A 14558-nucleotide genomic window follows, 5' to 3' on the forward strand; every position below is an offset into this window, starting at 1 on the left:
ATGAAAAAGATTTTATTAATATGCGCAGTTATTTTAGGGTTTGCCTTCACCGCATCGGCACAAGATAGTGAAAAACCTGTATTTAAATTCAACGAAGAAAAACACGACTTTGGTAAAATACCACAAGGCACACCTGTTACTACCGTATTTGAATTTACCAATGTTGGTAAGCAGCCACTTATTTTAACTGATGTAAGGCCTACATGCGGCTGTACTATTGCTGATTATACTAAAACACCCGTTAAAAGCGGTGAAAAAGGTAACATTAAGATAACCTATAATGCAGCTGTTGCAGCTCCATTTAATAAAGTGATTGTTGTTACCTCGAATGCAGAAACACCACAGAAAAACTTGAATATCGTTGGCGAAGTAGTTGCGAAGCCGGCGAGCAGTAATTAAAGGATAAAAGCATTCTCCTGAAGCCCTCTCTAAATCTCCCCCCCGGTTGGGAAAACTTGAAAAAAAATATTTAAAGACACGAGCAATCGTGCCTTTTTTATTTGTTATGAGCTGCAAACTGCATACTCAAAACTGCCTACTCCTTTCATAAGGACTTTCCCGACTTTCGGACTAAATTTACTAATTTTGCATCATGCCAAAAATATCGCACAAAGGGCAGCAAATGCCCGCTTCCCCTATTCGTAAATTAACGCCTTTTGCTGATAAGGCTAAGCTTGATGGTAAAAAAGTTTATCATTTAAACATCGGTCAGCCGGATATTGAGACTCCTGAAGGGATGCTTAACGCTATTAAAAATATTGATTTTAAAGTTTGGGCTTATACACCTTCGGAAGGAACTCTATCCTACCGAAAAAAGCTTACAGAATATTATAACAAACTAGGTTATAACATTGCGCCTGAGAATATAATTGTTACAACGGGTGGATCAGAAGCCATTACCATATCAATGATGGCTTGCCTTGACCCGGGTGATGAGGTAATTATCCCGGAGCCTTTTTATGCCAACTACAACGGCTTTGCCTGCCAGTGCGATATAGTGGTTAAACCCATTCTATCTTACATTGAAAACGGGTTTGCACTGCCTCCGATCAGCGAATTTGAAAAGCTGATAACTAATAAAACCAAGGCTATTATTATTTGTAATCCTAATAATCCGACAGGGTATTTATACTCAAGGGAAGAAATGGACGAATTAAAATCGCTGGCTTTAAAACACGATCTGTATTTATTTTCAGATGAGGCTTACCGCGAGTTTTGCTATGACGGGCAATCATTTATATCGCCAATGCACCTGGATGGCCTGGAAGAAAATGTAATAGTGATGGATACTGTGAGCAAGCGTTACAGCGCATGCGGTGCACGCCTGGGTTGCCTGATCACCAAAAACAAGGCTGTACTGGCTGCGGGTTTAAAGTTTGCGCAAGCACGACTTAGTGCAGGTATGGTTGAACAAATTGCCGGCGAAGCTGCAGTTAACACACCTGATGAATATTTTGAAAAAGTAAATAAAGAATACACCACCCGCCGTAACACCATAGTAAATGCCTTAAATAAAATGGAAGGCGTTTATTGTCCTAATCCTGGTGGTGCATTTTATGTGGTAGCAAAACTACCGATAGATAATGCCGATAAGTTTTGCCAATGGATGCTGGAAAGTTTCAGCTATGAAAACCAAACGGTAATGATGGCGCCTGCAACAGGTTTTTACAGCACACCTGGCGCTGGCTTTAATGAAGTAAGAATGGCATACGTTTTGAACAATAATGATATTGAAAAGGCGATGATCTGCCTGAATGAAGCGTTGAAGGTTTATCCGGGGCGTTCAGTTGGCAGTGAGCAGTTGGCAGTGGGCAGCGGAAAATAGTTGGCAGTTTTCTGTATGCTGTCGGCAGATAAAAAACTACAAACCGGCAACTGCCTACTGCAAACTTTTATTTATCTTTGTACCCTTATCAAAATACTGCAAACTGGCAACCGATAACTGCCAACTCAAAAAATGGGGTCGACCGGAATTGACAGGATGGAGATAAGTAAGTAAGCATGCAGCGCGTTGGGTGAATTAGCGCTTAAATCAGAACACTCAAAATCACAAATGGCGAAAATAACTACGCCTTAGCTGCTTAATTTAGAATTTAGCTAGCTTTTGTCCCGCCGGTTTTCCGTTTCATCGGATCGGCATCAGGGGCATCGAAAGATGGGACTGGCCTGCTTAAGGTGTGCATAGCGGGCGAGATAAAGCACCTAAGGAAGACGGTACAGGCAAGCAACTGGCCTTCCCCTTCCCTACAATTAAACAGAAGCTAAGCATGTAGAAAGCTTACCTTATACCATGTTTGGACGAGGGTTCGAATCCCTCCGGCTCCACCCGAAGGGATAATCATCTGATTATCCCTTTTTTTATCATAAATTAACAGATTTTTCTCTCTCATTATCAGCGAATTATGTGCAAACACTTCCATCATCGTTGGAGTTCGATAGACACCGTTTTGATAGTATAAATTGCTGTCGAACACCAGGTTTACAAACTCACGTTTTTGAATTGTATCTGCTTTACCGTATATATATTTAATATCCGTAAGGAAATTTAAATGCTTAGCTAAAATCTTAAATCCTTGTGAATGGTCTTTTCCTAATCTTTCTACTGCACCCTTGATAGAAAAAATCTCACCATTGTAATTCGAAGACCAACGATCATATGTTTCACGAGATATTTGACTACTGATCCATTTCTCTTCTACAGCAAATAATTTTTCCTGCACCTTTTCAAGTTCTTCTTTTTTTTCAACAAGTGCTTTCTTATTACTATTCATAGCTGTCTCAAGCGATTGTTCGGCTGTTTCCTTAATGTATTTAATATTTGTTTGCGATAAACTCATTAATTCGCATACTTCTAAAAATTGGTTGTGGGATTTGATTGCACTAACATTATTGTGTTGCGGAAACTTACATTTATAGTAGTAAAACCATTTTCCAGTCTTGCCTCGGGACGGAGCGCCTGAAAGTGGCTGTCCACAATGACACCTCAGTATTCCTCTAAGAGGAATATTATCATCTAATACGGATTTTGTTTTTTGGGGCTTTGCGATTTTGTTTTGTACAATTTGCCATGTAATTTTGTCAATTATCGGCTCATGAATACCTGGAAACAATCCTCCGGGATATTCTTTAAAGGCTTTTGCTTTAACCATTCCAGCATAAACGGGATTTGTCAATATACGTTCTATCGCCATGTTGCCTCCGCGATTAAATCCCAATGTCTTAGCTTGATTTTTCAATTCATAAAGGGGGACGTTACGCAAATAGGACTCATAAATAAATTGTATGATTTTCGCGTCTTTCTCCTCGATAACAATTGTGCGATTTTTACCCTCACCTACCTTTTTGTACCCAAAAGGCGCTAGGTTGCTCAGAAATCTTCCTTCTTTGGCCCTGGCGGTATAATTCCCTCCTCTTATTTTAATGCTTCTATTAATGTTATCTTCTTCAGCGAGTAACAACTGAAGACCTGTTCTGAAATAACTGCCGGGAGTATCATAATCAAAAGTAATTCCCTCCGTAACGCTTACGATTTGAATGCTATATTGTTTTTGCAGTCGTTTAACTAACGTCATTGCCTCTCCCGCATCACGGCTAAATCTATCTAACTGATCAACAACAAGATAATCTACGTTCTTTTGGTGTTTCGTAATAAAGGCAGTTAGCTTTAAAAAATCAGGCCTATCGAAAGTTTTTGCGCTGTGTCCACGATCGATAAAAGTGTCAATCAAATGAACTTGGTTAAATTGAAGCCATTGGTCAGTATAAAGTTCTTGGCGTTCAATAGACCCGTTACTTTGACCTAAATTGCTGAAGCGCAAATATCTAATCGCTCGTTTCATATAGTTCTTTTAATGTAATTTGAACAAGAATTTCCGCTAATAAATTTAGTAATTTCTTTTCTTTTTCTTGTTCAAGCTCCTTAGCTTTTTGTGAAATATTTTTCTCGATTGCGTCTTGAGTGTCCTTGCTAATTTCCATATCAAATTAATCAACCTGTCAATAAAATCTTTAAACAGCAAATCTTATCTTGCCATTAATGCGACGACAAATTTCATAAGCTTATAAAGCTGTTTATGACAAGTTTTTCGGTAGTACCGATAAATAAGGTAGGACTTGATTAACCGAAGGGAAATTAAGGAGAATATTAAGCGATTCAAAAGGCACGAAAAGTCGCAAGATTTAGGAACATTTTGAAGACACAATCATAGTGGAGAATGCAAAAGTCTCCACTATATTGTCTGTTAAGGCTGTTATTCAATCATTTAATAAATATCAATAGGCATATTCCTCTTATTCAGCCACAAAACATCAATTGGAGATAACATTTCATCACACTCTGCGTGTTGTTCGTTCCCAAGCCTCCTGAAATGTCCACTAACCGTCCTAAAAATTATCAGGGCTGACAAAAATGCCCTTGCCCCCTGGCCGCTCGTTTCCAAAATAAATGAAATAGTCCGGCGAGGGCAAGTATTTTACTTTATACCGTTGGTATACAGCGTCAGGTTGGATGAGGCCATTAATGATCAACCGGCTACCGTCCAGTCGGAATGTTTTGACACTGCCATCAGGCGCTATCTGTTCGATGATGATTTGGTGAATGATCGTGCGAATCAGAGCTTTGTTTTTCCCGGCAACAGTCGAAGTATCCTGCTTTGATAATAATATTTAAGTAGCTCCGGCCATTTTTGGGGATTCTTTAATATCGCCCTTACCAAACCGGGATAGTTGTTGATATCCAGATCGGTTTGTGCCAGTTTTTCCCGGGTGTAGCCAACAACTGTTCGCCGGCTTGCAGCCGGATGCTTTGATTTTCGCCGCTTATACCCATAATACCCGTACGTACCCTGATCTCTGTTTGATCCCCAATGAGCAACTGCAAGCATTGGATGAGCAAAAAAACAGGGAACAAATAGTTGCGGTTTTGATTAACAAGCCTGAGTCCGAATTTTATTCAATAAAATGGTATTACAAACAATTATTTGATCGTTCCTTAGGTGATAAAGAATGGGGACAGTTTTCGGGAAACAAAGGAAGCTCATCTCACGGTCGATTAAACATAGAGTTACTTACTCCCGCAATAATTTCCTGGCGGCTATGGCAGAGCTGGTTGGTCGCACATCCAATACTGGAAACCGATTTCAATAATCCATCTCCACCGATCGATGAAAGCAATCCGAATTGGGGTAGTATATTAGTGGGTGGTAAAATATTTCTTGCGAACGATGAGCCTAAATACGAATGGGTACCAATCCTTCCTTCGTTGTCAAGTTTTGAGCAATTTGAAAGTTCTTCCACTACAGCTGGTTTTGCAGTAGGTCTTTCCGGTTTTGCGGTAACCCCTGAACGATCTCAAGCTGATCTTCCATTTACCCATCCGTTTGCAAATGATGATGATTTCGGACTACCACCGCAAGAAGGAGGACCACCAGATGGGATAAGGCACCCGTGGGGTAACGTGGGCAATGATTTTACATTTGGCGTTGCGCCCGATAAGCAATATTGGCCATTGCTGGCAACAAGCAATCTTGATCTCAGCGCAATTGCACCATGGATTAAGCCGAGCAACGAAGTTTCTGATGGATTAGCAGAAACTCCTATAGGTTTTGACGTTCCAGGGATTCTTCACGTAGAGGAAGACATGGGATTGTTGCCAGTGGGATACCGACCCGGGGAATTTGACAGAGTGGCGATATACGGACGCTGGATAATTGATGCCGGGCATGACGATTTCGGATCAGAAATTCACCCGCCAACCTTGTTGGCCGTGGCTCGGCCAAATGGCGATAACAGGGATGAAACAATATCGACTCTTATTGGGCTGCCATACTTTGTTAGTCAAATCTTTGGACATGATGATAATGAGAATCCTTTAGGTCTGCGAACATATCTTTTTAGTGAATTGTCAAAAAAAGATGCTGATTTATTTGGACCTCATTTTGGGATGGCCCAAGCCACCCTGCCATATGGGCCTCTCCTTAATACTATGCCTAATATCTATCCTGGTTTTGGGCCTGATGGAAGCTTTATTTATTTTTTTTACACGTTACGGCTCCCTTCGGGCAGAAAGTCTTCGTCAGACAAATTAATAGTAAGGGCAAATTTCAAGACAAGAACGGGTGTAATACCGCTAATAGTAGCAGGCAATGATGAATTGTATGTATATATTATTACAACACCGGATTATGTTGCAGCACAAACGCCACTGCAAGCTGGATGGTTGGACATTTCTAAGGACGATTTACTCAATGAAGCGAGTCAATCGGAAATAGATGCTGTCAATCAGTATTTATCTGAAGCAATAAATGGTATTAGACAAGGTCGGAAACCCGATGGCTCACAAATCCCCAGTGTTGCGGATTGGGATGCCCTGGCGAATGGACTGCAGGATTTAATTAACAGAGGGGTATCAATGCCTTGGTACAAGGCTCCGGCGGCTCCAAGTCCAGAAGAACTCGATCAGAACGCTTTTGAAATACTAATGGAAGATTGGTCAGGCCCGAAAGAGGCACCGAGAGATATTGATGACCATCAACCTTTTCCGATATGTGGTTCAATTAAATTACGGTGGTCGCGTGCATAGCGCCAAACAAGTTTAGAACTATAACAGGAAATAAACAGAACAGCCAGAACAGGCTATTCAATATCTGTATTAATAGCTGGTTTTTAAATTAACTAACCATTGGCAAATAACTAACCATTGGCAAACCAGAGATTGTGATGGAAGATTTATCTATTTATTGTTTAGTATTTTAACCGTCTTATTTGCTGCTGGAACAACTTTCTAAAATATGGAGAGTTGTCTTCAAAACACAGTGTTGCAATGGCTTCTTACGGCCAGCTCAGAAGAAAATTAGAGTTATCAAATTGTTGGGGAGATATTTTAACAAGAGATTTTTTTAAACAAATACTGGTTCAATGGGGTGAACTTGAAAAAAAATCACCCGCTATTTGGAAAAAGATCTACACTAAAGTTTTGGAACCGATTAGTGAAACTTAACTCGGAATCCCGTTAGTATGTCAACTTTCTCGTCAGTAATGATGTGGTTTTACCGGCGGCTTTGCTGTCTTTGGAGTTTAGCGTGCGGAAAAATTTCAAAAAGAAACCGGCACGTTTAAAACCGGATAATAATAAAAGGCTACCCTGATCAGGAGTTGCCTTTCGTTGGTTTCTATGCAGCTTTATTTACTGCAATCGCCCTTCGTAATGAATTAGGGTTTTTATTTAACGGATTTGGTGCAAATCAAATTACAATAATTTAGTTGGAGAAATACTTAGGAGCAAGCATGCGCTTTGACAGTCGTTGCATACGTAGATGGCCGGGGTGTTACCTCCCATTCTCGTCATCGATTCTTTTTAATATCGCGTCCCTTACCGCTACTATAAATTTTACCTGGCACCCTTTTTCTGGACATAATGGACTGCCAGCGGCGGTGGGCCTTACCGATCTTTACATTGAAATGCGCTTCCAGCCACTGGATGATTTCGGTAATCGATGCGTTGCCATATTTAATTTGCCCGGTCAGCCAGATGCCGTAGCCAAATTCAACGAGGTTAATGGTCTCCCCTGTCCAGGATAAAGTTTTAGGATTATCCTTTACCAGTTCGCGGGATTCTTTGTGATAGGTGTTTTCAAGACTTTTCAATTCGTCGATTAAATAGGTTTGCAGCCTTTCCAATGCCATAAACCTGCCAAAAAGCTGCTCACCAGGGGCGATACGAGTACTTCTGCGGGTTTATGCCGTAGTTCCTCCGTACGGGGCTTTGGGGATGGGCCGGGCGAGCCGGGTACCTTTGGTGGTTTTTTCTGTTTGTTAGAATAGCATTAAACGCTATATTTAACTAATTGAAAATCAATGCTATTAAAAAAAAAACATCTTTAACGGACTTAGCCATGTTTACATCATCACAACAAGAAACGTACTTAGCAGGCTTAATTGAGGAGGGCGTTGCTAAATTTAAAAGCAAAACCAAGTGGTCAAAGATTGCGAACTACGTAGTGTCGGTGGCAATTATTGTGCTGTCTTCCCTTTTAACCGTTACGCTCGGGCTAAACTTCGACTCAAACGGGACAGCAGCTGTATCGAATGTATTGCAGGTAAAAAATTATGCCTTAATCATCGGTGCGAGCATAACCCTGCTTTCGGCGCTTAAAGCCTTTTGGAAATTGGATACCTACTGGATCAGGCGTAAAATAATGTTTGGGAAATATGAGGATCTTCAATATGAATTTAAGTATAAACAAGCATCTAACTCACTAAAGATCTGGCCGCATTGTTTGAACAATACCGAGCCATTCAAGCCAATCAAATGAACTATTGGGAAGATGCCTACAAGCGCTTAAAAACAGAAACGGACAAAAAGAAAGATCCCAAACCTCACCAGAGTGAATAAATTCATGGATAATTTATAAATACATAAAAGCCCCCGTGCACTCGCTGCTTTGGAGCTTTAATCTACACCTTGTCACAATGCGCACATGAGCGTGCGTTTTGAGGCCGCAAGATAGCATCCAATTTTTTTTATAACAAGAGCCATCCCTAAAAGTGCTATATTTTAAGTCTAAACCATTCACAATGAAAAGAATGCTTCTTATTGTCACGATGCTTATCGGTATATCCGTGAGCTATGCAACACCCATCAAGCCGCATATCAAAGCCACTGTTGATTCAGTCTATATATGCCAAAGCAGAGCAGCTTATGCCTATCACTCCTATGAGTGCAGAGGGCTATCACAGTGCACCCATGTCATTGTGAAGATTCCCAAAGCCCAGGCAATCAAACAAGGGTAACTTACGGTAAACATAATAACAGCTGCGGCTTACCGAAAGAACATTACACATAACAATAACAGGAAAGATCAGTTCCTGGGAAAGAATAAAGGCATACACCTTCTTTAAATCCCCCGGCTGAAAATGCCCAACGCTTTTTTTAAAATATCCCTTTCCTGCTCAACTTCCCGTAAACGGGCCTTGATCCGCTCATGTTCGGCTCCTGATACAGGCGGAATAACAATAACATCCCCCGGGGACGGTAATGCTCCTAAAGATTGATTATACTCCGACTTCCACCGATGAACCATGTTCGAGTTAATACCCAGTGAGTGGGAGATCTCCTGAACAGGACGGCCGCTGATTGTCATTTTTATTACATCGTTCTTAAACTTCGCATCGTATTTCCTACGCGGCTTGTCTAACTTTTTTCCTAACATCGCTTTGCTAATTTAAGCAAATCCTACTGTCCGGTTTTACCGATGCATCTCACATAACTTCCTGTTCTATATAATTATCGAAATGTTTAATCTCATCTATAACTTTTGCAAGGACCCTTTCGTGCTCACGAACAGTAGATGTAATGTCGTTAATCGTCTGCTTCAGATCAATGGTCTTTTCCTGAATCTTTGTAAATCCACTGGAGATGGCCTCTGTCAACATTTCTGACTGTACTTCATTATTACGGATACATTTATAGTGCTGCTCCTCAATCTCCGTCCCACATACCGGACAGGCTGCATAGTTCAGTAAGCTAAATAAATTGCTGCCTTCATCGATAAACTCAAGCCGACTAAGATCACTGTCATAATGTTCCAATAAAAGTTCAAAACGCGCCAGTAATTGTTTTTTATAGTTGATCTCTGAAGTCACTTCCACTTGCTCATCAACCAGTTTCTTTCGAGCTATCTTGGCTCTATTTAAGTTAGCCCAAAAACCATCAAATCGGCTTAGTGCCGATTTATATTCGTATTACTGTAAATGGCCAACGTTTCGAAACTACATCAGGCCGGAAATGCGAATCTGCTGCATAGAATAGCATTGCGGGGACGGCTAAAAGGGACTAAGAAGGAAACTAAATCCTTTAATGCCTATTTAGAAAATCTGCAAGCACAAGTTTGTGAGGCACACCACCAGTTAAGCGAAACAAGTAGCATTATTACTGCCGAGAGTTTTAGAAGCAAATTTTAGGCAAAAGCGAAAAAGTAAGAAATATTACACGAAGGTTCAAAAAGTAATTTACAGGACAGACGAATCCATTTTTAGATAGCGCTCCGCGTAAATGAATACCAACGGGATCTTTTCTAATAACAACTTTGCCTTTTTTAGGGGCAAGGAAAATGATAAGTCTTAGAAAAACTTAGGCAGGGATTTAATTACTCAAACTATTGTAATTCACCCCAATTTGAGGAAAAAATTAATGAATATTTGAAAAAACATAATTGCCGGATAAATCGAAGACCAATACCGGTATTAATTGTCAGGCAATATTAAATAACTCGCTATTAAATACTTATAACCATAAAATAAAATAAAAATTATTTCTCTTAAATTATTTTATTCCCTGTCATTTTTATCGGTTAATAATCCAAAACCCTTTAATGGGTGTAGTTTTTGTTAATTGGGTATACATTATTTTCATTGATTTGATATACGTATTATATGAAAACACATTTACTGTTTTTTTTTATCTTTTTTACGTTTGGTTTAACGCAGTTGAATAATAATCTTTTTGCACAGGCGCCAACTATTTCATACACCCCATCAACTAACGTTTATACTGCAGGCACACCTATTCCTATCTTGTCTCCTGTTAATTCCGGTGGAGCGGTTACATCGCTTGCTTACGGTGCCGCGGTTCCTCTTACCGGTGCAGTTTTAAGCAATCCTTATGGAATGGGAATTGACCCCGCAGGCAATATTTATGCTGTTAATTTTGGCAATAACACGGTAAGTAAATATAATTCAACCGGTATATACCAGGGAACTTTTGCTACAACCGGCTTATCAAATCCGGTCGGTATTATTTTTGACAAAGCCGGAAATGGGTATGTTTTGAACTACAACAGAACAAATAATGGTAATGGTAATTTTCATGGTAATGCTTATGTGTCTAAATATAGTTCAGCCGGTGTATACGTGTCAACCATAATCCAGGGATTGGGCACCAGTAACGGAATTACAATAGACCCCTCTGATAACCTTTATATAGCCGAAGGCAGCTACAACAATGGTACAAACACGGTAGACCAATATAATACAAGCGGGGCTCTTGCGTTTTCCCTGAATAATGCAAATACGGCTAATCCCGTAAATGTGGCAGTAGATGGTTCTGGTTATATATATGTATTAGATAACACAAACCTGAATGTAACTAAATATAATTCAGCCGGGGTTTATTTATCAACTGTTGTTACAGGTTTAAGTAATCCTAATGCATTTTATGTTGACGGCGCGGGCGATATATATATCGGCGATTCGGGAGCGCACACTGTAACAGTTTACAATCCATCCGGCGTTATTTTAACAGCGATAACCGGCCTTACTGATCCCGAAGGCATTGTTACAGATAGTAAGGGCAATATGTATGTGTCTGATTATACCAACGGTACTGTAACTAAATACCCGGTTGCAGGCGGCTATTATTTAAGCGGCGTTTTACCGGCGGGCTTAAGTTTTAACAGCACCACAGGTGTTTTTAGCGGAACACCTACAACTTCATTTGCTGCTGCAACCTATACCGTTACCGCTTATAATGCCAGCGGGAGCGGCAGTGCTACTGTAACGCTATCATGCCCCGCCAATACATCGGCGCCCGTTATCAGTTACAATCCCACAATAAATGTTTTTACAACAAATTCACTTATAACACCTTTAATTCCTGTTGTTACCGGAGGGATTCCCACGAGTTACAACATCAGCACCGCGTTGCCTGCCGGTCTGATTTTCAACACCACAACAGGTATTATCTCAGGCACACCTACAGCAACTTCGGCCGCAAAAATTTATACCATAACCGGCACCAATGGCTCCGGCAACAGCAGTACTGTTGTAAGTATAGCCTGCGTTAGGGATAATTACTGGACAGGGCAGCATGACAAGTTTTGGAGTACAAAGCAAAACTGGAGCACCAACACCGTTCCCGTGTCAACTGATCTTGCCAGTATTGGTGTTATCAATTATACCGGCCCTGACCCAGTAGTAGATGCCTCCGTATCTATTAATTATATAACATTTGGCGCTAACGCAGGTTCTTTAACGGTTCAAAGCGGGGTAACATTTACTGTTAATAACATCCTTACAATTAATAATAATGCAACTCCAACTTTTACAGGAACCGTAATCGCATCTGTGACAGGGGCAATAAACATTGCTCCATTGGCTGTTGTAAATATTGCGGGCACCGGGGCATTAACCATCACCTCCCCTTTAAGGGTTACTTTAAAATCGGATGCTACAGGCTCTGCAACAATTGGCGAGATAACCGGAGGTTCAATTACCGGGAATGTTAATGTAGAGCGGTATTTTCAAGGCAGTACCTCTAAAGTTGGCAGCCGGTATGTAGAGCGGGGTTACCGGATCATATCCTCGCCGGTTTATAATGCTACAGTTGGCAGTAACAAAGTATATGGCTTAAATTATATAGTTGGAAACACCGCGGGCCAAACCACTGGAGCAAACAGCACCACAAATGCATTTATTACCGGCTGCACAGGCGGCAGCACCAGTGCCGGTAACCCGTCTATTTATTTATATCGTGAAGACCGGACTCCGAGCAACGCCTCCTTTACCAGCGGGAATTATATTGGCATTACCAATATAACCAATTCAACTTCTGCCGGCACTATAGGCGCAAGTGATGGCGGCACCTACAACATTCCTGTTGGTAACGGCGTACTTTTCTTTTTCAGGGGCGCCGCCATCAATTGGGCAACAAGAACTGCATTCCCGTTTATCGCACCTGAAAACGTAACGTTAACTTCAACCGGCAGCTTAAATCAAGGCACCATAACTATAAATGACTGGTTTACGCCGACAACGGGCTTATCAAACACTATTACAGGATTTAATATGGTGGGTAACCCTTATGCAAGTTCAATAGACTGGGAAACCTCTACCTATGGAAATAAAGCCGGGGGTATTATTTCCAGTAATCTTGATGCAGCAATATATGTATTTAACCCGGTAAACCAGCAGTTCGAAACATACTCGGCGTCCCTGCATGCAGGAACAGGCAGCGCTACCAGGATTATTGCCAGCGGACAGGGTTTTTTTGTACATTCAAGCAATGCCGGCCCTGCCACCTTACAATTTAAAGAAAGCGCCAAATCTGAACTCTCGCAAAACACGGGCAGCTATTTATTAATGGGTAAACCTGCCGCACAGGTTGCGGTTCAGCAAATAATGCGGTTAAAGCTTGTTACAGATTCTGTTAATTATAGTGACATAGTAATTGGCTTTAATTCTACTGCATCACCGCGATACAACGGGAAGGAAGATGCTAAATATGTATCGGGGCCAGGAGCTGCTGAAGGCTTGGCAAGTATTTCTGATGATAATATCCGTTTATCTATTAATGCATTGCCATTGCCCAAACAAGCCCCGCAGATAATTAAATTAAGTATAACGGCAGCAAAAACCGGCCAGTATACTTTACAAAGAACCGCACTGGTAGCCATTCCACAGATTTACGATATATGGCTAATGGATCGTTACAAAAAAGATTCATTGGATATCCGCCATAATTCAACTTATGTTTTTACAATAGATCTGTCTGATACGGCATCATATGGCCGTAATCGTTTTACAATAGTGATGCGCCAAAACCCGGCATTAGGCACACATTTACTGAACTTTGCAGCAACGAAAACTACCGATGGCGCTGAGATTATATGGAAAGCGGAAAATGAACAGAACTACACTAATTTCACCGTTGAAAGAAGCAGTGACAACGGCAAAACTTTCGTGGTTCTTGGCGGCTTTCTATCCGACGCCGGTAAAAATTACAGCCTTTTGGACAAAAATCCTCCAGCTGCGGCAGATCAATATCGGTTGAAGATCGAGGATCTAAATGGGGAAATCAGCTACTCGAAAATAATTACACTGATGTATGCTAACTCTACTAACCACACTATTATCAGCAATATTTCGGTATATCCTAACCCTACAACAGAAAGGGTTAATTTAGCAATCAATCAAACAAGTAACAATACTGCCTATAATATACAGATGACAAATAATATGGGGAGCATTGTAAGAACGGCTACACTAACCCAGCCTTCCTGGCAAAGTGATATAAGCAAGCTGCTCCCGGGAATCTATTTTATAACTGTGCGAAACAAAAATGATAATAGTATTGCAGGCAGAACAAGTTTCGTAAAATTATGATCAAATTGAAAAGCTAATTTTCATTTGCTGCCCTGGTTTAGTATTAAGCCATGCCCTATGGCAGATAACGGTGCCGCTATAAATTAAACCGGCGTTAAAAGTTATCTTGAACCGCCATTACCGGTTATGTATAAGGTTTTACCATCGTATTATATAACCAGTCTTTATTGCTGATATTTTGGGCAATTAATGACACCTGGCCGTTCTCAGCTTTATGATATCCCATGTATTTAATATGGCCCTGTTTGGATCAGGATCCTGATCATTCTTCTGCGCCAAAATTACCCGTTTTAAGTATCGTGTTTTTACCACCTTTGTTTATTTCAAATGAGGCAAAAAGCGAGCTAAATTTAACGCTATCAATGGGCTGGCAGTTGGGTAAGGCATATGGCCTTGGAGTC

At 40.8% G+C, this 14558-nt stretch carries 11 protein-coding genes, 1 other RNA gene and 1 pseudogene; 7 read left to right on the plus strand and 6 right to left on the minus strand.

The genetic code is table 11. The annotated features are described in order from the left end of the window. The 3 genes from JWQ54_RS05295 to ssrA all read left to right on the plus strand — a co-directional run bounded on the left by JWQ54_RS05295 (window position 1) and on the right by ssrA (window position 2328). Window positions 1-399 carry a DUF1573 domain-containing protein gene (locus tag JWQ54_RS05295; RefSeq protein WP_299581281.1) on the plus strand — a complete coding sequence of 133 codons (399 nt, stop codon included), beginning with the start codon at window positions 1-3 and terminating at the stop codon, window positions 397-399. 193 nt (window positions 400-592) lie between these two features. After that, entirely contained in the window at window positions 593-1825 is a 1233-nt protein-coding gene (locus JWQ54_RS05300; protein WP_299581283.1) for a pyridoxal phosphate-dependent aminotransferase, read from the plus strand. A 134-nt stretch (window positions 1826-1959) separates the two neighbouring features. Further along, window positions 1960-2328: a transfer-messenger RNA gene (gene ssrA / locus JWQ54_RS05305) on the plus strand. A 722-nt stretch (window positions 2329-3050) separates the two neighbouring features. On the opposite strand, the pseudogene JWQ54_RS29145 reads toward ssrA, so the two are convergent. From JWQ54_RS29145 to JWQ54_RS05315, 3 genes and pseudogenes are all read right to left on the minus strand, one after another. Continuing rightward, window positions 3051-3839, minus strand: a pseudogene (locus tag JWQ54_RS29145) (recombinase family protein); the annotation flags it as partial. Next, on the minus strand, window positions 3823-3978 hold the full coding sequence (locus JWQ54_RS05310; protein ID WP_299581285.1) for a hypothetical protein: 156 nt from the start codon (window positions 3976-3978) through the stop codon (window positions 3823-3825). The gene JWQ54_RS05310 and the pseudogene JWQ54_RS29145, both read right to left, overlap by 17 nt. A gap of 730 nt (window positions 3979-4708) precedes the next feature. Continuing rightward, complete coding sequence (locus JWQ54_RS05315) at window positions 4709-4879, minus strand: hypothetical protein (protein ID WP_299581287.1); 171 nt, start codon at window positions 4877-4879, stop codon at window positions 4709-4711. 3 nt (window positions 4880-4882) lie between these two features. Between JWQ54_RS05315 and JWQ54_RS05320 the strand changes: the two genes are divergently transcribed. After that, a complete protein-coding gene (locus JWQ54_RS05320) occupies window positions 4883-6580 on the plus strand; it encodes a hypothetical protein (protein ID WP_299581289.1) in 1698 nt (565 codons plus the stop codon). A 240-nt stretch (window positions 6581-6820) separates the two neighbouring features. Further along, complete coding sequence (locus tag JWQ54_RS05325; protein ID WP_299581291.1) at window positions 6821-6997, plus strand: hypothetical protein; 177 nt, start codon at window positions 6821-6823, stop codon at window positions 6995-6997. 344 nt (window positions 6998-7341) lie between these two features. Here the strand turns inward: JWQ54_RS05325 and JWQ54_RS05330 are convergent, their stop codons facing one another. Further along, window positions 7342-7716, minus strand: coding sequence for an RteC domain-containing protein (locus tag JWQ54_RS05330; protein WP_299581409.1), 375 nt, complete (start codon window positions 7714-7716; stop codon window positions 7342-7344). Window positions 7717-7892: 176 nt separating this feature from the next. Here JWQ54_RS05330 and JWQ54_RS05335 point away from each other — a divergent pair, with 176 nt between their 5' ends. Further along, on the plus strand, window positions 7893-8312 hold the full coding sequence (locus JWQ54_RS05335; protein ID WP_299581293.1) for an SLATT domain-containing protein: 420 nt from the start codon (window positions 7893-7895) through the stop codon (window positions 8310-8312). A 582-nt stretch (window positions 8313-8894) separates the two neighbouring features. On the opposite strand, the gene JWQ54_RS05340 is transcribed toward JWQ54_RS05335, so the two are convergent. Both JWQ54_RS05340 and JWQ54_RS05345 read right to left on the minus strand, forming a co-directional pair. After that, on the minus strand, window positions 8895-9209 hold the full coding sequence (locus JWQ54_RS05340) for a transposase (protein WP_299581295.1): 315 nt from the start codon (window positions 9207-9209) through the stop codon (window positions 8895-8897). Between the two features lie 49 nt (window positions 9210-9258). Beyond that, complete coding sequence (locus JWQ54_RS05345; RefSeq protein WP_299581297.1) at window positions 9259-9648, minus strand: hypothetical protein; 390 nt, start codon at window positions 9646-9648, stop codon at window positions 9259-9261. Between the two features lie 783 nt (window positions 9649-10431). Between JWQ54_RS05345 and JWQ54_RS05350 the strand changes: the two genes are divergently transcribed. Then, a complete protein-coding gene (locus JWQ54_RS05350) occupies window positions 10432-14157 on the plus strand; it encodes a putative Ig domain-containing protein (protein ID WP_299581299.1) in 3726 nt (1241 codons plus the stop codon). Window positions 14158-14558 lie beyond the last annotated feature (401 nt).

The sequence above is a fragment of the Mucilaginibacter sp. genome, from assembly GCF_028288225.1.
Taxonomy (GTDB): domain Bacteria; phylum Bacteroidota; class Bacteroidia; order Sphingobacteriales; family Sphingobacteriaceae; genus Mucilaginibacter.

Excerpts from the sequence above, each read along its gene's own strand:
- JWQ54_RS05350 (WP_299581299.1), top strand. The coding sequence starts at position 10,432 with ATGAAAACACATTTACTGTTTTTTTTTATCTTTTTTACGTTTGGTTTA.
- JWQ54_RS05340 (WP_299581295.1), bottom strand. The coding sequence starts at position 9,209 with ATGTTAGGAAAAAAGTTAGACAAGCCGCGTAGGAAATACGATGCGAAG.
- JWQ54_RS05325 (WP_299581291.1), top strand. The coding sequence starts at position 6,821 with ATGGCTTCTTACGGCCAGCTCAGAAGAAAATTAGAGTTATCAAATTGT.
- JWQ54_RS05310 (WP_299581285.1), bottom strand. The coding sequence starts at position 3,978 with ATGGAAATTAGCAAGGACACTCAAGACGCAATCGAGAAAAATATTTCA.
- JWQ54_RS05335 (WP_299581293.1), top strand. The coding sequence starts at position 7,893 with ATGTTTACATCATCACAACAAGAAACGTACTTAGCAGGCTTAATTGAG.
- JWQ54_RS05300 (WP_299581283.1), top strand. The coding sequence starts at position 593 with ATGCCAAAAATATCGCACAAAGGGCAGCAAATGCCCGCTTCCCCTATT.
- JWQ54_RS05295 (WP_299581281.1), top strand. The coding sequence starts at position 1 with ATGAAAAAGATTTTATTAATATGCGCAGTTATTTTAGGGTTTGCCTTC.